Origin of the sequence: Halopseudomonas pelagia (assembly GCF_009497895.1) — a bacterium.
GTDB classification, from domain to species: domain Bacteria; phylum Pseudomonadota; class Gammaproteobacteria; order Pseudomonadales; family Pseudomonadaceae; genus Halopseudomonas; species Halopseudomonas pelagia_A.
Genome location: NZ_CP033116.1, coordinates 213,246 through 230,855, shown reverse-complemented (window position 1 = coordinate 230,855; position 17,610 = coordinate 213,246). Strand labels below are relative to the sequence as shown.

Annotated in this window: 16 protein-coding genes; 6 read left to right on the top strand and 10 right to left on the bottom strand. The window is 58.3% G+C overall.

All coding sequences use genetic code 11. The features are described from left to right. Positions 1-46: 46 nt before the first annotated feature. From EAO82_RS01070 to EAO82_RS01060, 3 genes are read right to left on the bottom strand one after another with little or no spacing between them, the layout of a single operon-like run. The gene (locus EAO82_RS01070; protein ID WP_096345336.1) at positions 47-1,087 is read right to left on the bottom strand and encodes a COX15/CtaA family protein; all 1,041 of its coding nucleotides are present in this window, start codon (positions 1,085-1,087) and stop codon (positions 47-49) included. A gap of 5 nt (positions 1,088-1,092) precedes the next feature. Beyond that, the gene (locus EAO82_RS01065) at positions 1,093-1,692 is read right to left on the bottom strand and encodes a hypothetical protein (RefSeq protein WP_096345335.1); all 600 of its coding nucleotides are present in this window, start codon (positions 1,690-1,692) and stop codon (positions 1,093-1,095) included. Beyond that, positions 1,685-2,419, bottom strand: coding sequence for an SURF1 family protein (locus tag EAO82_RS01060; protein WP_096345334.1), 735 nt, complete (start codon positions 2,417-2,419; stop codon positions 1,685-1,687). The genes EAO82_RS01065 and EAO82_RS01060 overlap by 8 nt, the downstream gene beginning before the upstream one ends. Positions 2,420-2,482: 63 nt before the next feature. Here EAO82_RS01060 and EAO82_RS01055 point away from each other — a divergent pair, with 63 nt between their 5' ends. Further along, on the top strand, positions 2,483-2,695 hold the full coding sequence (locus EAO82_RS01055; protein ID WP_096345333.1) for a twin transmembrane helix small protein: 213 nt from the start codon (positions 2,483-2,485) through the stop codon (positions 2,693-2,695). Between the two features lie 30 nt (positions 2,696-2,725). Here the strand turns inward: EAO82_RS01055 and EAO82_RS01050 are convergent, their stop codons facing one another. From EAO82_RS01050 to coxB, 4 genes are read right to left on the bottom strand one after another with little or no spacing between them, the layout of a single operon-like run. Beyond that, positions 2,726-3,616, bottom strand: coding sequence for a cytochrome c oxidase subunit 3 (locus EAO82_RS01050; RefSeq protein WP_096345332.1), 891 nt, complete (start codon positions 3,614-3,616; stop codon positions 2,726-2,728). A 30-nt stretch (positions 3,617-3,646) separates the two neighbouring features. Next, a complete protein-coding gene (locus EAO82_RS01045) occupies positions 3,647-4,219 on the bottom strand; it encodes a cytochrome c oxidase assembly protein (RefSeq protein ID WP_096345331.1) in 573 nt (190 codons plus the stop codon). A gap of 10 nt (positions 4,220-4,229) precedes the next feature. Beyond that, complete coding sequence (gene ctaD / locus EAO82_RS01040; protein WP_096345330.1) at positions 4,230-5,813, bottom strand: cytochrome c oxidase subunit I; 1,584 nt, start codon at positions 5,811-5,813, stop codon at positions 4,230-4,232. A 9-nt stretch (positions 5,814-5,822) separates the two neighbouring features. After that, a complete protein-coding gene (coxB, locus tag EAO82_RS01035; RefSeq protein WP_096345329.1) occupies positions 5,823-6,947 on the bottom strand; it encodes a cytochrome c oxidase subunit II in 1,125 nt (374 codons plus the stop codon). A gap of 420 nt (positions 6,948-7,367) precedes the next feature. Here coxB and EAO82_RS01030 point away from each other — a divergent pair, with 420 nt between their 5' ends. Then, positions 7,368-8,012 (top strand): hypothetical protein, encoded by a 645-nt coding sequence (locus tag EAO82_RS01030; RefSeq protein ID WP_096345328.1) that lies wholly within the window; start codon positions 7,368-7,370, stop codon positions 8,010-8,012. A gap of 26 nt (positions 8,013-8,038) precedes the next feature. On the opposite strand, the gene EAO82_RS01025 is transcribed toward EAO82_RS01030, so the two are convergent. Beyond that, on the bottom strand, positions 8,039-8,302 hold the full coding sequence (locus EAO82_RS01025; RefSeq protein WP_096345327.1) for a YheV family putative zinc ribbon protein: 264 nt from the start codon (positions 8,300-8,302) through the stop codon (positions 8,039-8,041). Then, the gene (gene prlC / locus EAO82_RS01020; RefSeq protein ID WP_096345326.1) at positions 8,299-10,347 is read right to left on the bottom strand and encodes an oligopeptidase A; all 2,049 of its coding nucleotides are present in this window, start codon (positions 10,345-10,347) and stop codon (positions 8,299-8,301) included. The genes EAO82_RS01025 and prlC overlap by 4 nt, the downstream gene beginning before the upstream one ends. Before the next feature lie 119 nt (positions 10,348-10,466). On the opposite strand from prlC, the gene EAO82_RS01015 reads away from it, so the two are divergent. The 4 genes from EAO82_RS01015 to amt all read left to right on the top strand — a co-directional run bounded on the left by EAO82_RS01015 (position 10,467) and on the right by amt (position 16,906). Further along, positions 10,467-11,009, top strand: coding sequence for a gamma carbonic anhydrase family protein (locus tag EAO82_RS01015; RefSeq protein ID WP_096345325.1), 543 nt, complete (start codon positions 10,467-10,469; stop codon positions 11,007-11,009). A 57-nt stretch (positions 11,010-11,066) separates the two neighbouring features. Beyond that, positions 11,067-12,137: a GGDEF domain-containing protein gene (locus tag EAO82_RS01010; RefSeq protein ID WP_096345324.1), complete on the top strand. Its 1,071-nt coding sequence runs from the start codon at positions 11,067-11,069 to the stop codon at positions 12,135-12,137. Between the two features lie 128 nt (positions 12,138-12,265). Continuing rightward, entirely contained in the window at positions 12,266-13,288 is a 1,023-nt protein-coding gene (locus EAO82_RS01005) for an NADP-dependent oxidoreductase (RefSeq protein WP_096345626.1), read from the top strand. A 231-nt stretch (positions 13,289-13,519) separates the two neighbouring features. After that, positions 13,520-16,906, top strand: a complete 3,387-nt coding sequence (gene amt / locus EAO82_RS01000; protein WP_096345323.1) for an ammonium transporter — start codon at positions 13,520-13,522, stop codon at positions 16,904-16,906. Positions 16,907-16,909: 3 nt separating this feature from the next. On the opposite strand, the gene EAO82_RS00995 is transcribed toward amt, so the two are convergent. Then, positions 16,910-17,602 carry a sensor histidine kinase gene (locus tag EAO82_RS00995; RefSeq protein WP_096345625.1) on the bottom strand — a complete coding sequence of 231 codons (693 nt, stop codon included), beginning with the start codon at positions 17,600-17,602 and terminating at the stop codon, positions 16,910-16,912. Positions 17,603-17,610 lie beyond the last annotated feature (8 nt).

The following is a 17,610-nucleotide window of genomic DNA, read 5'->3' as shown; positions in this document are numbered from 1 at the left end:
GTCAGGCTTTGTTCTGGAAAAATCTGCGCCCAGTATGCGCTAGCCGTCAGCGGCTGGCCAGCCTTGAGCTAGACCTCTCGGTACTGAAAATGGCATCTGCAGCAGGCGCACGCAAGCGATAGTTGATAGTCACCACGACCAACAGCAGAGTAGCACCCACAGCATTGTGGGCAACGGCGACGGTTAGCGGCAAATGCGCCAGTACATTGGTGATGCCCAGACCGACCTGGGTTATCAATACCAGGGTAAGCAATCCGGCCAGTTTAGGCATGCGCCGGTCCATCAGCTTCCAGGCCAGCAGTAGCACAAACAGGCTGGTTACAATGGCGCCGAGCCGGTGGGTGAAATGGATGGCCGTGCGGCCTTCACCGAGCAACATGCCGCCCAGGTAATTGGGCCCTATTTCGTGGAACAGGTGAAAGCCAGCGGCGAAGTCCATCTCTGGCCACCATTCGCCGTGGCAGGTGGGAAAGTCCACGCAGGCAACGGCGGCGTAATTGGTGCTGGTCCAGCCACCGAGGGTGATCTGCGCGATGACCACCAGCAGTGTCAGCCGGGCAAGGAAGCGTAGTTTGGCGATCGCTTTGGCGGGGCCCATCGGGTGAAATCCGCCGTGCAGGCGCAGGCACAGTAGCATCAACAGACTGAGGGTGGCGAAGCCGCCGAGCAGGTGCGCGGTGACGACTTGTGGCCACAATTTCAGTGTTACCGTCCACATGCCGAACAGCGCCTGACAGACTACCAGCAGCAACAGGCCGAAGCTCAGGCCCACCGGATAACCCGGCACGCGTTTTTGCCGCAGGCTCATCAGCGCCAGGCCGAGGATGACCAGGCCTAGGATGCCGGCGGCATAGCGGTGGATCATCTCGGCCCAGGCCTTGAAAACTTCCACCGGGTCATCGGGAAAGCGCATCTCGGCTAGCTGAATGGCACTGTCGCTGCGCGGTACGCCGAGAAAACCATAACACCCCGGCCAGTCCGGACAACCCAGGCCGGCATGCACCAGGCGAGTGTAGGCACCGAGAATCACCACTACGAACCCTAGCGCCAGTGCGCCGACGGCAAACAGGTAACCTGGTTTACGCATGACCTTTATCCTACCTTGGATACTTTCAAAAGATGTTTCAGATCGTCGAGCAACTGCTTGCCCGGTTTGTCCGCGTCCTGATGCAGCACCACTCGACCCAGTGGGTCGACTACCCATAACTGCGGGCCCTGCTGCCATTCCTGCGGATGCTGGTTGAGGCTGTTCTGGTAGGCAGCGGAATCCAGCGTACCTTTTTCCAGGCGCGGGTACTCGGACTCCAGCTGTTCCAGCAGCTCTGCAGGGGGCTGCGTCGCCAGTGCCAGCATATGCTTCACTCGGCCGGCTTCGCGGCCAAGGGCAACATTGATCTGGCGCGCCTCGTGCAGCAGTTGCAGGCAGGCTTCCTCGCACGCCTGCGGGCTGGTAACCAGAACACGCCAAGGCGAGCCATAACCGACTGGATCAGCTACCAGTTGCCAGTCTTCCAGCTGAATCTGTGGCTCAACCAGGTCGGAACGGTTGGTATTGCTTTGCGGCTCGTAGCCGACTTTGGCCATGATGCCGGCAATCACGATGGGGCCGATTACCACGGCGAAGATCGCCAGCAGTTTCAGTTGCCCGCGCGGCTTTTTAGCGGTTGTGGGTGAGGTATCGCTACTACTCATTGTTGTTTTTTCCCCGATGTTCAGACTGGAATCCAGCCCAGATAAAGAGTGCCAGTAATGCTATGGCCAGCGCAAACCATTGCACCGCATAGGCAGTATGTTTGCTGGCGGTCATGGGTAGTGCCGGCCAGTCCAGTTTGAAAGCGGCCTGGCTGCCGGTTTTCAGCCGCGCAGTCCAGCCGAGCAATGGGCGCTCTACTCCTGCGGCCATGCTCTCCAGATCCACCCGTGATATCAGCTTGGGCCAGTCAGATGTGCCGCCGCTTTGCCCCAGGGTAAAGCCTTGTTCTGCGCTGGGTAGCGCTTCCGCGTCGAGTTGTACGTCCTGGTCGGGTGTAGCTACAGTGGGGCGCAGGCGCCGGTCGGGCCAGGGTATCCAGCCGCGGTTGACGATCAGGCTATCCCCGGAGGCATGATCGTCAAACACCTGCAGCACCTCTACGCCGGCCTTGCCGCCACGGATACGATTGTCCAGTAGCCAGATGCGCTCGGGGTCAAAGCGGCCCTGCAGGTATAACGGGCGCCAGCTGGGATCAGACTGCTGCTGCAGTTGTTCCAGGGTTTCGGCTACCGCGCTGCGGTTGGCATCCATCTGCGCCTGCATTGCGCGTTTTTCTTCAGCACGGTCCAGTTGCCAGAAGCCGAGGATAATCAGCAGTGGCAGAAAGGCCAGCAGGAATATCCAGAGGGGCCAGCCGGGGGCGAAGCGTTTGGCGGAATCAGACATGGCAACCTTGATTAACGACAGGGTCTATAATGCACAAACCCTAACAAGCATGGATATTCAATTATGTGGTTGAAACTGGCCATTCTGGTCTTGCTGCTGGCGGTCATCGTCAGCTTGTTCAGCGGCCTGTTCTTTCTGGTCAAGGATACCGACGGTTCAGGCCGTCTGGTTACTGCTTTGAGTGTGCGGATTGGTCTGACGATAGCGATACTGCTGCTGATTGCCTATGGCTTCTGGTCAGGTCAGTTTGCCTGGAATACGCCCTGGCTGCACTGAAACTGGCCCCGGGAGGGGCCAGGTATCACGTCAGAATATATAGACGAAGATAAACAGACCAACCCAGACCACATCGACGAAGTGCCAGTACCAACTGGCCGCTTCAAAACCGAAATGGTTTTCCGGGGTGAAATGGCCCTTGTGCACACGCACCAGCATCACTGTAAGGATCAGCGTGCCCATAAACACGTGGGCGCCGTGAAAACCGGTAAGCATAAAGAAAGTAGCGCCGTAGATCCCCGAATTCAGCGTTAACCCCAGGTCCTGATAGGCATGCACGTATTCAGCAATCTGCAGGCTGAGGAACACGACGGCCAGCACCACCGTCAGCAACAGCCAGTTCTTCAGGGCACCCCGCTTGCCCGCTCGCAGAGCGTGGTGGGCGAAGGTCACGGTGACACTGGAGGTGATCAGCAAAATGGTGTTGATCAGCGGTAGCTGCCAAGGGCTGATGGTTTCCGCTGGTCCCGGAAACAGCGCGGGATCGGGGTTGGCCATCAGTGGCCAGCTATACTGAAAGCCTTCCCAGAGCATGTTGCTGATGCCCTTGTCGCCATCACCGGACAGCCAGGGGCCGGCGAAAGTGCGCACATAAAACAGGGCGCCGAAGAAAGCCGCGAAGAACATCACCTCGGAAAAGATGAACCATCCCATGCCCATGCGGAACGAGCGATCCATCTGCGCGCTGTACAGGCCCTGGTGGCTCTCGGTAATAACGTTGCCGAACCAGCCAAAGAACATCCAGGTAATGATCAGTGCGCCAGCCAGCAGTATGAACAGGCCGCTCTCGCCGCTGGAGTTCATCAAGGTACCGGCACCGAATACCGAGGTCAGCAAGCCGATGGAGCCTACTATCGGCCATTTGCTCTGCGCCGGTACGTAATATTCTTCATGTGTTGAAGGGGTGTCGTGACTCGCCATCTGTTGTTCTCCTTATCAGGCAGTCAAAATTCAGTTGCTGTGCACGGCGGCCAGATCAAGATCAAAGGTCTCGGCCATGCGCTCAGTCACATCAAACAAGGTATAGGACAGCGTGAGCCGGTGAACTTCGCTCGGCAGCTCGCGATCCACGATAAAGCGTACGGGCATTTCCACCGTTTCACCGGGCTGTAACATCTGCTGAGTGAAGCAGAAGCATTCGGTCTTGTGGAAATAGGCCGCGGCCTTGGACGGTGACACGCTGGGGATCGCCTGGGCGATCATCGGCTTGCTGGTCGGATTATGCGCGGTGAACATCATTTCATGCGTTTCACCAGGATGCAGGGTCAGCTCGTTGGCCTGTGGGCCGAACGTCCATGCCATGCCTTCGGCATTGGTCGAAATAAACTGCACCCGTACCGAACGGTTTTCATCCACGCTGCCATCGCCACCTTCATATGCGCTTGCATTGGTCTTGCCGTTGATGCCGAAGGCATCACACATCACGTCGTAGATAGGCACCAGCAGAAAGCCGAAGCCGAACATGCCCACTACCAATAGCAACAGGCGGCTGATCAGACGTTTTGTAGTGATGCCTTCGCTCATGGCTGTCCCCTTACTTCACTTCAGGTGGGGTGCTGAAGGTGTGGTAGGGCGCCGGTGAGGCGACTGTCCACTCCAGACCTTCCGCGCCTTCCCAAGGCTTGGCTGCTGCCTTGGGGCCGCCTTTGATGCACTTGATCACGATAAACAGGAACAGCAACTGTGTTGCACCAAACATGAAGGCGCCAATTGACGAAACCATGTTGAAGTTGGCGAACATCATGTTGTAGTCCGGTATCCGCCGCGGCATGCCGGCCAGGCCGATAAAATGCATCGGGAAGAACGCCATGTTCATGCCGACAAAGCTCATCCAGAAATGCGTCTTGGCCAAGACTTCGTCGTACATGTGGCCGGTCCATTTCGGTAGCCAGTAGTACGCCGAGGCAAAGATGCCGAAGATCGCGCCCGGAACCAGTACGTAGTGGAAGTGCGCGACTACGAAATAGGTGTCGTGATACTGGAAATCCGCCGGAGCGATCGCCAGCATCAGGCCGGAGAAGCCGCCGATGGTAAACAGAATAACGAAGGCGATGGCAAACAGCATCGGTGCTTCGAAGGTCAGCGAGCCGCGGAACATGGTGCTCACCCAGTTGAACACCTTGACCCCGGTGGGGACGGCGATCAGCAGGGTGGCGTACATGAAGAACAGCTCGCCGGTCAGTGGAATGCCCACGGTAAACATGTGGTGGGCCCAGACCACGAAAGACAGGAACGCAATCGCTGCGGTGGCGTACACCATCGAGGTGTAACCAAACAGCGGCTTGCGGCTGAACGCCGGGATGATCGCACTGACCGCGCCGAACGCCGGCAGGATCATGATGTACACCTCGGGGTGACCGAAGAACCAGAAGATGTGCTGGAACATCACCGGGTCACCGCCACCGGCAGCGCTGAAGAAGCTGGTGCCGAAGTGAATATCCATCAACATCATGGTTACCACGCCCGCCAGTACTGGCATTACCGCGATCAGCAGGAAAGCAGTGATCAGCCAGGTCCAGACGAACAGCGGCATTTTCATCAGTGTCATGCCCGGGGCGCGCAGGTTGAGGATGGTGGCGATGATATTGATCGCGCCCATGATCGAACTGATACCCGCCAGGTGAATGGCAAAGATGAAGAAGGTCACACTGTCTGGCGCATAGGTGGTTGATAGCGGAGCGTAGAAGGTCCAGCCGAAGTTCGGGCCACCGCCTTCCATGAACAGCGTCGATACCAGCAGACCGAAGGCCGCAGGCAACAGCCAGAAACTGAAGTTGTTCATGCGCGGCAGCGCCATGTCCGGCGCGCCGATCATCATCGGGATCATCCAGTTGGCCAGGCCAACAAATGCTGGCATAACCGCGCCGAAGACCATGATCAGGCCGTGCATGGTGGTCATCTGGTTAAAGAATTCCGGCTGCACCAGTTGCAGGCCGGGTTGGAAAAGTTCCGCGCGGATAACCATGGCCATGGTGCCGCCAAGCAAAAACATGGCGAAACTGAACCACAGGTACATCGAGCCGATGTCCTTGTGGTTGGTGGTCAGAACCCAACGCATCAAACCTTTGGCCGGACCATGAGCATGGTCGGCGTGATGGTGATCAATCACTGCACTCATGATGGTCTCCTATTGGCTATTCTTGAAATTGAGAATGTCGAGCGGTGCTACGATGTCGCCGGTGTCATTGTCCCAGGCGTTACGTTCGTAGGTGATGACCGCAGCGATATCGGTTTCCGACAGCTGTGGGCCGAACGCGGCCATCGAGGTGCCGGACTTGCCATTGACGACGATATCGATGTGCGCAGCGACATCATTCAGCGCAATTTCACTGCCTTTCAGTGCGGGGAACATCGGTGGCAAACCTTCACCACCAGGCTGGTGACAGGAGGAACAGGAGCGTGAGTAAACCTGCTCACCACGTTCCATCAGCTCTTCCAGCGACCAATCCTTCTCGCGCAGCTCGGCTTCGCGGGCGGCGGTTTCTTTTTTATCCGCCAGCCAGATATCGTAATCAGCCTGCGATTTGGCTTCGACCACAATCGGCATGAACGCATGGTCACGACCGCACAACTCGGTGCACTGGCCGCGGAAAATGCCTGGCTCCTCGATGCGCGTCCAGGCTTCGTTGACGAAGCCTGGAATGGCGTCTTTCTTCACTGCCAGTGCAGGTACCCACCAGGAGTGGATAACGTCTGCGGCGGTGACCAGAAAGCGAATTTTCTTGCCAACCGGTACCACAAGAGGCTCATCCACTTCGAGTAGATAGTTTTCATTCTTGGGGGTGAGATTGTCGATTTCTTCGCGGGGGGTAACCAGGTTGCTCATGAAAGCAACGTCTTCATTCAGGTAGCTGTACTGCCAGCGCCATTGATAACCGGTGATCAGGATGTCGATATCAGATTCTTCGGCATCATAGATTTCTATCAGGGTTTTGGTCGCGGGTACTGCCATGCCCACCAGAATCAGCAGCGGTATGATGGTCCAGAGAACTTCAACGCCGACGTTCTCGTGAAACTTTGCGGGGACGGCGCCCCTGGATTTGCGGTGCATGAACATCGACCAGAACATGATGCCGAAGACGATCACGCCTATCACGACACAGATCCAGAAGATCAACATATGCAGATCAAAGACCGAGCGACTGATGTCAGTCACCCCCTCACGCATATTAAATGCCCATCCGGCGCTTACGGTGCCACTGAGTGCTAGCAATAACAGACCACTCAGCCAGGCGCTTGCTTGTCGCAACATTCCCGGTTCCCCTTATTTTTTTTATTCAGCTCTGGTAGCGGGGGGAAGTGCATTTAGAAAGTCATCAGGACTGAATAAACACGTGGCAATGCACTGCTCGGACGGGCCGTTGAAGCGGCATGCTCAAGCGGGATTGACTGGCCCCCCAAAAAACTGCCAGACCCGTTGAGTATAGACCTGACAGTTTCTAAGGCAATCCCCGGAAAGCTTTATTTTTGATATCTGTCAAGGCTGCACATGTAGCCTTGTGTTATCAGCGGCCGCCGCAAACCGGCAGCGGTAAGAGGGCAAAAGTCTCTGCATTTCATTCTATTGCCTCAGCCTGAGCCACTTTGACGATATCATAGTGCTCTGCTAGCTTGAGACGGATCGCCAGCGATCTCCATCTCGACCAGTTTCTGGTATTTACGGGAGTGTCTTATGAATATTGCAGCGTTACGCGAGCGAATCCGTGTGGCTGAACAGCAGGAGCAGCAGCAGGGTAGCCTGCGCAAATGGCTCAGCGGGCAATTGGAGCAGCTGCATCCGGCTATCGAGCCCGGCAGTGATCCGCTGGATACCCTGCACCGCTTTGCCGAAGGCTATATCGCCGAAGTGCCGGACACGCTGGAGGCCGCGCAGGCGGTAGCCGAGTCAGCCAATATGCGCACGCAGCTGCTGCCAGTACTCAAGGTCGCCGAGGCCTTTTTTCTGCAGCCGCCGGACCTGCCGGCCGATCATCAAGGCATGCTGGCGTTGCTGGATGAAGCCTATCTGGTGCATCGCCTGGTCGAGGAAATCAACGATCGCTATATCGCCCACGGCGGGGAGCCGTTATTGCCGCTGGATACCACGCGGGCAAATGTCATCGTTCATCAGTTACTCGGTGATGCTTTCGCCAATCAGCTGGATATGGCGGTGGATACCGCGGTCGAGGGGTTGGCGCCGGAAAGGCTGTTCAGCAGCAAGGATTTTGCCGATTTCCGCCAGATTATTGCGCAGCGTGGACGTATTGCCCTCTGGCAGAACTGGCCGTGTCTATCACGGCAACTGGGCGTGGAAATTCGCCTTCGCGAGGCCAGCTAGTCAGTCGCCAGCCAGCCTGCGGAGGTTCAGGGCTTTTTCAGCCGCGGGTTGGGGAAGAACTGCACTGTCTGGCTCTTGGGCGCTGCAGATTCCTTGGTCTTGGTTACCCGGGTAGGCACTTCCCGGGGCACCGAGTTGCCGCGCTCATCCAGCGTATCGGCATAACCGCAGGCAACACAGTCGCGGTTGGGCACCCCGTCGACCTCGTACATGCGGATGGTATCCATTGCACTGCACGCCGGGCAGACTGCCCCGGCGATAAAGCGCTTGACGGTGGGGGTACTGCTCATGCGGCCTCCCCGGTCAATCCGCTGTGGCGCAACAGGGCATCAATGCTCGGCTCGCGACCCCGGAAGGCAACGAACAGCTCCATGGGCTCACGGCTACCGCCACGTGCCAGGATGTTGTCGCGGAAGGCCTTGCCCGTCTCGGTATTCAGCACACCCTCTTCTTCAAAGCGTGAGAAGGCATCAGCCGAGAGTACTTCAGCCCACTTGTAGCTGTAGTAACCAGCCGCGTAACCGCCAGCAAAGATATGCCCGAAGCCGTTCTGGAAACGGTTGAATGCCGGTGGCGGGAATACCGATACTTCGGCGCGTACCTGATCGAGTACTTGCTGCACCGTCTGGTCGGGCTTCTCGCGCAGGTGCAGGAGGAAATCGAACAATGACAACTCTACCTGGCGCAGCATACCCAGGCCGGACTGGAAGTTACGCGCGGCAAGCATCTTGTCCAGCAAATCCTGGGGTAGCGGTTGACCGGTTTCATAGTGGCCGGAAATCAGCGCCAGGCCTTCGGGCTCCCAGCACCAGTTTTCCATGAACTGGCTGGGCAGCTCGACTGCGTCCCAGGCCACGCCGTTAATGCCGGATGCCGCTGGGTAGTCAACACGCGTAAGCAGGTGGTGCAGGCCATGGCCGAATTCGTGGAACAGTGTAGTCACTTCATCGTGGGTCAGCAGTGCAGGCTTGCTTCCGATCGCCGGGGTGAAATTGCACACCAGGTAAGCAATCGGCCGCTGCAGTTCGCCGTCAGGCAGCAGCCGACGATCCCGGCAGCCATCCATCCAGGCACCGCCGTTCTTGTGGCTGCGGGCGTAGAGGTCGAGGTAGAAACGGCCGATGACTTCGCCCTGCTCGAGCACTTCGAAAAGCCGTGCGTCCTTGTGCCAGCGATCAAACTCGCTGACTTCGCGCAGTTGGATGCCATACAGGCGCTCGACCACCGAAAACATGCCGGTCAATACGGTATCCACCGGGAAGTACGGCTTGAGCTCTTCCTGGGAAATCGCATAGCGATGCTGCTGCAATTGCTCACCGTAATAACCGACGTCCCAGCTTTGCAAATCAGTGCAGCCGCGCTCGGCAGCAAATTCGCGCAGCGCGGCCAGGTCCTGGCCGGCGAAGTTCTTGCTGCGAGTGCCCAGATCGCGCAGGAAGCTGACGACCTGATCGGTGTTCTCGGCCATCTTGGTCGCCAGCGACAGCTCGGCAAAGTTGGCAAAGCCCAGCAGCTCAGCGAGCTCCTGGCGCAGGGCGAGAATTTCGCTGATCAGCGGGCCGTTGTCATATTCGCCGGCTTGCGGGCCGACTTCTGACGCACGGGTGCAGTACGCGGTATAAACCTCTTCGCGCAGCGAACGATCATGGGCGTAGGTCATCACCGCGTAGTAACTGGGAAATTCCAGCGTCAGCAGCCAGCCATCCAGCTCTTTGGCTTCGGCCGCTTGTTTCGCCTGCGCCAGCGCAGACTCCGGCAGACCGTCGAGCTGGGCCGCGTCGGTAATATGTTTGGTCCAGGCCTGGGTAGCGTCCATCAACTGATTGGAGAAGGTGCTCTGCAGCTCCGACAGGCGCATTTGCATGTCACCGTAACGCTTTTGCTGCTCGGCAGGGAGTGCGATACCAGACAGACGGAAGTCGCGCAGCGCATGCTCAATGATCGTTTGCTGCGCCTGATCCAGCTGACTGAAGGCTTCGCCTTCGGCGAGTTGCTGATAGGCGGCAAACAGCTTCTGGTTCTGGCCCATTTCGGTGCTGAATTCACTCAGCAGCGGCAGGCAGCTGTTGTAGGCATCGCGCAGCTCGGGGCTGTTCATCACTGCGTTCAGATGGCGCACTGGCGACCAGGCCTGGCCGAGCTTTTCGCCTATATCGTCCAGCGGCACGATCAGGTTGGACCAGGTCCATTGCGCAGGTGGGTTATCCAGCAGTTGAGCCAGCGTCGCGCGACTGTCTGCCAGAACCTGCTCGATGGCAGGCTTTACGTGCTCGGCACGGATGCTGCTGAAGGGGGGCAGGTCGTAGGGTTGCAGAAGCGGGTTGGACGAGGTCATGAAGTTTCCTGAAATGGGTGACTGAGTCATAGTATGTATCTTATTGAATATGGGAGCGCTTGGCACGGCCACTGGATTTTATTAATAGTGACAAGAGCTTTCGTTAATGGAGACAGAGCATGAATGTACGCACGCTGAGCGGCAAGTCGCCGCAATTGGGGCAGGCGGTATTTGTTGATCCGTCTGCGGTGGTGATTGGCGACGTGGAACTGGGCGATGATTGCTCGGTATGGCCATTGACGGTCATCCGTGGCGACATGCACCGCATTCGCATTGGCGCGCGTACCAGCGTGCAGGATGGCAGTGTATTGCACATCACTCACGCCGGGCCGTTCAATCCGGACGGCTATCCATTACTTGTCGGTGATGATGTGACCATCGGACACAAGGTTTTGTTGCATGGCTGTACGATCGGCAGCCGGGTGCTGGTCGGCATGGGCAGTATCGTCATGGACGGCGCGGTGGTTGAAGACGAGGTGATCATTGGTGCCGGTAGCCTGGTTCCGGCGCAACGCACGCTGGAGTCGGGCTATCTGTATATGGGTAGCCCGGCACGTCAGGTGCGGCCGCTGACCGATAAAGAGCGCAGTTTTTTCACCTACACCGCGGCCAATTATGTACGGCTCAAGGACGAGCACCTGGCCGAGCTGGCGCAGAGCTGACGCAGCTGCCGGAATGCTGGATGTGGGTCTATACTCGATGAAAAAGAGATCAGAACCATGTTTCCATGGCAGTCCCGCTCGCTCAGCGTGGCCTTCAAGACTGGCGCTACCGGCCTGGTAGAGAATGATCAGCGGGCGCTGATGCGTGTGGTGTTTCTCACATCGAGTATTACTTTGGGCGTATTCGGGGTGTTGCAGCTGAGTTACGGCCGCTATCTACTGGGTTTGTTCGAGCTGGTCTCTTGCGTGGTGCTGCTCTGGTGCAGCTGGCGAGTTGCCAGTGCAGTGCGACCGGTCATATGGATCTACTTCTACCTGCTTCCGCTTTACTGCTTTCTGACTTACATCATTTTCATGCCCGACGCGTCGCATACGGCATTCGTCTGGGTATATCTGATTCCCATCCTGTCCTATCTGTTGTTGGGTCGCCTCGCCGGCCTGCTGTTGGCCTTGCCATTTATAAGCGCAGCAATGTTCGCCTATATCTACCGCTTCGGCGTTCCTGCAGATGCGGCTGGCTTGATCGATCTGGGTAACGCCTTGCTCTGTGGTCTGCTGATTCTATTGTTTGTACACCTGTACGAGTCCCGGCGTGCATTGGCTCAGCGGGCGCTTGAGCATCTGGCCGAAGTGGATGCACTGACCGGGGTGGCCAACCGCGGCAGCTTTCAGCGGGCGTTGGAGCGTAGCGTGGATGAGGCCGCGCGCAGTGGCTCCGGATTGGTATTGGTGATGATGGACGTGGATTTCTTCAAGGAGGTCAATGATCGTTGGGGCCACGACGTGGGAGATGCGGCTTTGCAGCACATTTGCGCCTGTATTGCGCAACGCCTGCGGCGCACCGACACTCTGGGCCGGCTGGGCGGCGAGGAGTTTGGCATCTTGCTGCGCAATACCGACGCGCGGGCGGGTCTGGAACTGGTGGAAAGCCTGCGCCGGCAGATAGTGACTACGCCATTGGAGCACCAGGGCCAGCAGATCCTGCTCTCGGCAACCTTCGGCTTGGCGCAGATGGGTGTGGATGGCGCAACTGCGTTCGAGCTCTACCGTTGCGCCGATCAGCGTCTGTATCGCGGCAAGGCTGGGGGGCGCAACCAGTTGATCGACCGCGACCCCGGTTTCGGATAGCCAACTAGCAAGCAATCAGCCCGATGAATAATGCCGCGATGTTCCATGATTTGGCTGCTGCCTGGTTTATGCTCTGTGGGTCAGGGCGTTCTTGCCCCTTTTTCTGTTTTCAACAAGTCGAGGCTTTCATGTCTGCCTACAGCAATCGCAAAGTAGTACTTAACCAACGTCCACAGGGCGAAATCAAGGATGGCGATCTGGTCATCAAACAGGATCCGGTGCGTGATCTGAAGGACGGTGAAGTACTGATCAAGACTCTGTGGCTGTCCCTGGACCCCTACATGCGTCCGCGCATGAATGACAGCAAGGGTTACATGGACCCGATCGAAATTGGTGCGCCTATCGTTGGTGAAAGCGTTGGCCGCGTGGTCGAGTCCAATTCGTCCAACTATGCGGTAGGCGATGTGGTCACCAGCTATTCCGGTTGGCAGGAATACAGCATCATCCAGGGTGATGCGCCCATGGTCTACAAGGTGCAGGATCACGGCATTCCGCTGCAGGCGTATCTGGGCGTGGCCGGCATGCCAGGGCGTACCGGTTATTGTGGCCTGGTGTATGTCGGCAAGCCCAAGGCTGGCGAAACCGTGGTGGTGTCTGCTGCCTCCGGTCCGGTGGGTACTGTAGTCGGTCAGACCGCCAAGCAACTGGGTTGCCGCGTGGTCGGCGTTGCCGGTGGTGAGGAGAAATGCCGCTATGTGGTCGAAGAGCTGGGCTTTGACGAATGCGTTGATTACAAGGCTGGCAACCTCGAGCAGGACCTGAAGGACGCCTGCCCGGACGGTATCGATGTGTATTTCGAGAACGTCGGTGGTGCTGTCACCCGCGCCGTCGCCAAGCTGCTCAACAGCGGCTCACGCGTGCCGATCTGCGGTTATGTATCGGCTTACAATGCCGAAGATGCGAGCAAGGTCGAAACCCCCTTCCACGTATTTGGCGCGATGGAAGACAAGCCTGAACACCGCTTCTTCCTGGTCACCGAGTGGCAGGACAAGCACCAGGAAATCACTGCGCATCTGGCCGAGCAGATTGCCTCAGGCAAGATCAAATATCGTGAAACCATCGCCGAAGGCCTGGACAATGCCGTAGACGCATTCAAAGGCATGCTTAAGGGCAAGAACTTCGGTAAGCAACTGGTTCGCGTCGCCGAGTGATGCTCTGATTCGCCGCCATCTCCTCGCGGGGTGGTGGCGGTTTTTTTCCCGCAACGACCCTTTCAGCAATATCCCCTCTCCTTGGTATAGAAACTGCATTGGCTGCACTGTATTGAGCCAATAAGCCTGTTGGTTTGCCTCAATGCCTCTTTTTACAGCACAAAGGCCAGCTTTTTTAATCTGCTGCGCCATCATTGTGCCATTTCGCTCATTTAGTCACCAGGATGGGCCATGCCAGTCTCCATGATAGATGTACTCTGGGTCGTGCTTTGCGCCGGTCTGGTGTTTAACATGCAGTTGGGCTTTCTCTGCCTTGAAGCGGGTCTCACGCGCAGCAAGAACACTATTAATGTCGCGGTAAAGAACATGGCTGACCTGAGTGTCGCCATTTTGCTGTACTGGTTGTTCGGTTTCGGCATCATGTTCGGCGCCAGCGAACATGGCTGGTTCGGCACCGGCTTTGTCATGTTGTCGTTTCTCGATACCTGGCAGTCGGCGTTTTTTCTGTTTCAGGCGATGTTCTGCACCACCGCAGCCACTATTGTCTCCGGCGCGGCCGCCGAGCGCATGCGCTTCAGCGGTTACCTGTTGGTCACGGTGCTGGCAGCCGGGCTGATCTATCCGTTTTTCGGCCATTGGGCCTGGGGCGGCGCTTTCAGTGAAGGTCAGGGCTGGTTGGCTGCGCAGGGTTTTGTCGACTTTGCCGGCTCTACAGTCGTACACAGCATTGGCGGCTGGATCGCTCTGGCGGTGGTGCTGGTGCTTGGTCCGCGCCAGGGCCGATATGAACTGGGCCGGCACGGCCGCAGCATGCCCGGGTCCAACCTGCCCATGGCCATGCTCGGCGCATTGCTGCTGATGTTTGGCTGGTTCGGGTTCAACGGCGGCAGTACTTTCAGTTTCGATAACACGGTACCCGGCATTATCGCCAACACCGTGCTTGCCGGCGTCGCCGGGATTCTCGGCGGAATGGGACTTTCCTGGCTGCGCTGGCGGCATGTGGATCCGGTCTATCCGCTCAACGGATTGATCGCGGGCATGGTCGCAGTGACGGCCAGTGCACACGTCATTGATGCCGGAGCGGCGCTGCTGATTGGTCTGACCGGTGCGGTAGTGATGTACCTGGCTGACCGACTGATGTACCGGCTGAAAATCGATGATGCGGTTGGCGCGGTGCCGGTGCACCTGGCCAGCGGCATCTGGGGCACGCTGGCGTTGGCGCTGTTTGCCGACCTGGAACTGCTGGGCACCGGATTGAGCCGCTGGCAGCAGTTTCTGATTCAGGGTCAGGGCGTGCTTGTGGCAGGTCTCTGGGCGTTCGGTCTGACCTGGGCGGTATTGCGGTTGCTCAATCGTATTGTGCCGATACGTGTCAGCGCGGAAGATGAAGTGGTGGGTTTGAACGTCTCGGAGCATGGCGCGCGCACTGAACTGGTTGAATTGCTCGGAGCGATGGCGACGCACCAGCGCGATGGGCATTTTGCCCGGGAGGTGCCGGTCGAGCCGTTCACCGAGGTGGGCCAGATCGCCGGGCAATACAACAAGGTGATTCGCGCGCTGCAGACCGCCGTGGGCACTACCCAATCGATCATCCGCGACATACGTGACGGCATTGTCACCTGTTCTCCCGAGGGCGTGCTGGCCAGCTGCAACCCCGGCGCCGAGCGCTTGTTCGGTTTGCAATCAGCAGACCTGCTTGGCCAGCCCCTGCAACGGCTGGTGGCCGAGGATAACTGGAAAGGACTTCCGCAGCCGTCGGCTGGTGGCGAATTGAAACAGGAAGTGCTGTTCAGCCGCCATGGGCACGAGCAGTTTGTAGCCGAGCTGACGGTCAGCCGCGGGCATGAGGATGAGCATTTGCTGACCTGCATGATCCGCGATATCACCGAGCGGCGCCGCGTCGAGCAACAACTGTTTCAGGAAAAGGTGCTGGCGCAGGTCACGCTGGCTTCGATTGGCGACGGGGTCATCACCACCGGTCCGGACAGCCGTATCAATTACCTGAATCCGGTGGCCGAAAAGCTTACCGGGTGGAGCAGCGAGCAGGCACGCGGTCGACCGTTGGAAAATATCTACCGGCTGTTCGATGAATTTACCGGCGTATCCTTGGGCAATCCCGTCACCGCATTGCTGCGCCGTTATCGTCAAGGTTTGCAGGGTCAGGAAGGCAACGTGCTGCTGCTGCGCAGGCGCGACGGCAGCGATGTGGCGATCCAGGATGCCGTCGCGCCGATTCGCGATGCCGAGGGCCATATTATCGGCGCGGTGCTGACCTTCCGTGATGTCACCACCAATCGTCGGCTGGCCCGCGAACTCTCGCATCAGGCCGCCCACGACACTTTGACCGGGCTGACCAATCGCGCCGAATTCGAGCGGCGCCTGCTTGCAGTACTGCTGACCCCGGCGGAGGAGCGTGGCGACCAGGTGCTTTGCTATATGGACCTGGATCAGTTCAAGATCGTTAACGATACCTGCGGGCATGCGGCGGGAGACGAATTGCTGCGGCAACTGACCAAACTGTTTCAGAGCCGCATTCGCAGTAGCGACGTGCTCGCCAGACTCGGCGGTGACGAGTTCGGCCTGCTGTTGGCGGGCTGCCCATTGGAGGAGGCAGTGCCGATTGTCGACGGCATGCGCGCGCTGGTTGAAGAGTTCCGCTTCAGCTGGGAGGGCAAGACCTTTGCGCTGGGCGTCAGCATTGGCCTGGTGCAGGTCGAGCAGGGCGAAACCATGGGAAGTCTGCTCAGCGCTGCTGACAGCGCCTGCTACGCCGCCAAGGATGCCGGACGTAACCGGATTCACATCTACCAGGCTGACGACCAGCAACTACTCGAGCGGCGTGGCGAAATGCAGTGGGTCAATCGCTTGCGCCAGGCGCTGGATGGCGACTGGCTGCGCCTTTATGTGCAGCCGATTGTCTGCGTGCAGCAGCAGGACGCTGCTCCCAGTTACGAAGTGCTGGTGCGCATGCTCGCGGAGGACGGGCGCATTATCCCACCTGGTGCCTTTATGCCGGCGGCCGAGCGCTATGCTCTGGCAACAGCGATTGATCGCTGGGTAGTAGGTAACTTTCTCGCCTGGGTCGGAGATTACTCGCGGCGCACGGCCGGTAACCCGGGCAATTATTCGATCAATTTGTCAGCGGCCTCGTTGGGCGAGGAAAGCTTTCTGGAATTTGTTCTGGAGACGCTGGAGCGGCACAAAGTGCCGGCCGAGTGCATCTGTTTCGAGCTGACCGAAACCAGTGCGATTGCCAACCTGAGCCGTGCGGTGATTTTCATGCAGCGGCTCAAGGCCATTGGCTGCCGTTTTGCGCTGGATGACTTTGGCTCGGGGCTGTCGTCTTTTGCCTATCTGAAAACCCTGCCGGTGGACATCCTGAAAATCGACGGCGTGTTCGTCAAGGATATTGAAACCGACCCTATCGCCCGCGCCATGGTCGCCTCGATCAACACCATCGGCCATGAGATGGGGTTGATCACGGTGGCCGAGTTTGTCGAGAGTGCGGGCATTCTCGACTGCCTGACCGAGATCGGCGTCGACTACGCTCAGGGTTATCACCTCGGCCATCCACGGCCGCTCAGCGAGCTGGACGGCGTGCGCATGATGCCGCGTTAATGGTCAGGGCAGATAGATGCGAAATTCGCCGCCGTTCAGTGGTCCGCCGTTCAGCAGTTGAATATGCCCCTTCTGGCCGTTGCGCTGATGCAGTTCGGCGATGCGCTGGCCGAAATACAGACCCAGCCCGGTACTGCCGGTACTCATGTTGATGCCCAGCACGTAATCGGACTGGTCCTCGATCATGCTAGGCGGATAGCCCTGACCGTCGTCGCTGATGGACAGCACCAGTTGCTCGTCCTCGGTCCAGGCCTTGAGATGGATGGCCGAGCGGGCGTAGCGGATCGAGTTGTTGATTACATTGCCGACCACCGAGCCGACCAGTTCGGCATCGAAGAAGGCCAACTGCCCGTCCTCCTCGACCTCATAGCTGCCGGTGATGTGCCGCGAACCGAGAATCTCGTTGTGCCGCGCCAGCTGCGCCTGAAGAAAATCCTCAACTTCCATCCAGGCCGGGCGCATGGGCAGTTGATTGACCCCCAGCTTGTACAGGCTGAGCATCTGCACCAGCATGCCGTTCAGACGCAGGGACTCGTACTCGATCACTCCGCGTTCGCGGTTGTCGGTCAAATCCGCGGGCAGATCCGCAGACCATTGCTGGTAAGCCTGCATCAACATGCCCAGTGAATTTTTCATGTCGTGCACGGTAGAGGCGATTACGGTGGAAAAATCCAGCCCCTCAGGTTTTTTCTGCAGATCGTCGC

Coding starts and splice junctions, on each gene's coding strand:
- EAO82_RS01070 (WP_096345336.1), bottom strand. CDS start 1,087: ATGCGTAAACCAGGTTACCTGTTTGCCGTCGGCGCACTGGCGCTAGGG.
- EAO82_RS01065 (WP_096345335.1), bottom strand. CDS start 1,692: ATGAGTAGTAGCGATACCTCACCCACAACCGCTAAAAAGCCGCGCGGG.
- EAO82_RS01060 (WP_096345334.1), bottom strand. CDS start 2,419: ATGTCTGATTCCGCCAAACGCTTCGCCCCCGGCTGGCCCCTCTGGATA.
- EAO82_RS01055 (WP_096345333.1), top strand. CDS start 2,483: ATGTGGTTGAAACTGGCCATTCTGGTCTTGCTGCTGGCGGTCATCGTC.
- EAO82_RS01050 (WP_096345332.1), bottom strand. CDS start 3,616: ATGGCGAGTCACGACACCCCTTCAACACATGAAGAATATTACGTACCG.
- EAO82_RS01045 (WP_096345331.1), bottom strand. CDS start 4,219: ATGAGCGAAGGCATCACTACAAAACGTCTGATCAGCCGCCTGTTGCTA.
- ctaD (WP_096345330.1), bottom strand. CDS start 5,813: ATGAGTGCAGTGATTGATCACCATCACGCCGACCATGCTCATGGTCCG.
- coxB (WP_096345329.1), bottom strand. CDS start 6,947: ATGTTGCGACAAGCAAGCGCCTGGCTGAGTGGTCTGTTATTGCTAGCA.
- EAO82_RS01030 (WP_096345328.1), top strand. CDS start 7,368: ATGAATATTGCAGCGTTACGCGAGCGAATCCGTGTGGCTGAACAGCAG.
- EAO82_RS01025 (WP_096345327.1), bottom strand. CDS start 8,302: ATGAGCAGTACCCCCACCGTCAAGCGCTTTATCGCCGGGGCAGTCTGC.
- prlC (WP_096345326.1), bottom strand. CDS start 10,347: ATGACCTCGTCCAACCCGCTTCTGCAACCCTACGACCTGCCCCCCTTC.
- EAO82_RS01015 (WP_096345325.1), top strand. CDS start 10,467: ATGAATGTACGCACGCTGAGCGGCAAGTCGCCGCAATTGGGGCAGGCG.
- EAO82_RS01010 (WP_096345324.1), top strand. CDS start 11,067: ATGTTTCCATGGCAGTCCCGCTCGCTCAGCGTGGCCTTCAAGACTGGC.
- EAO82_RS01005 (WP_096345626.1), top strand. CDS start 12,266: ATGTCTGCCTACAGCAATCGCAAAGTAGTACTTAACCAACGTCCACAG.
- amt (WP_096345323.1), top strand. CDS start 13,520: ATGCCAGTCTCCATGATAGATGTACTCTGGGTCGTGCTTTGCGCCGGT.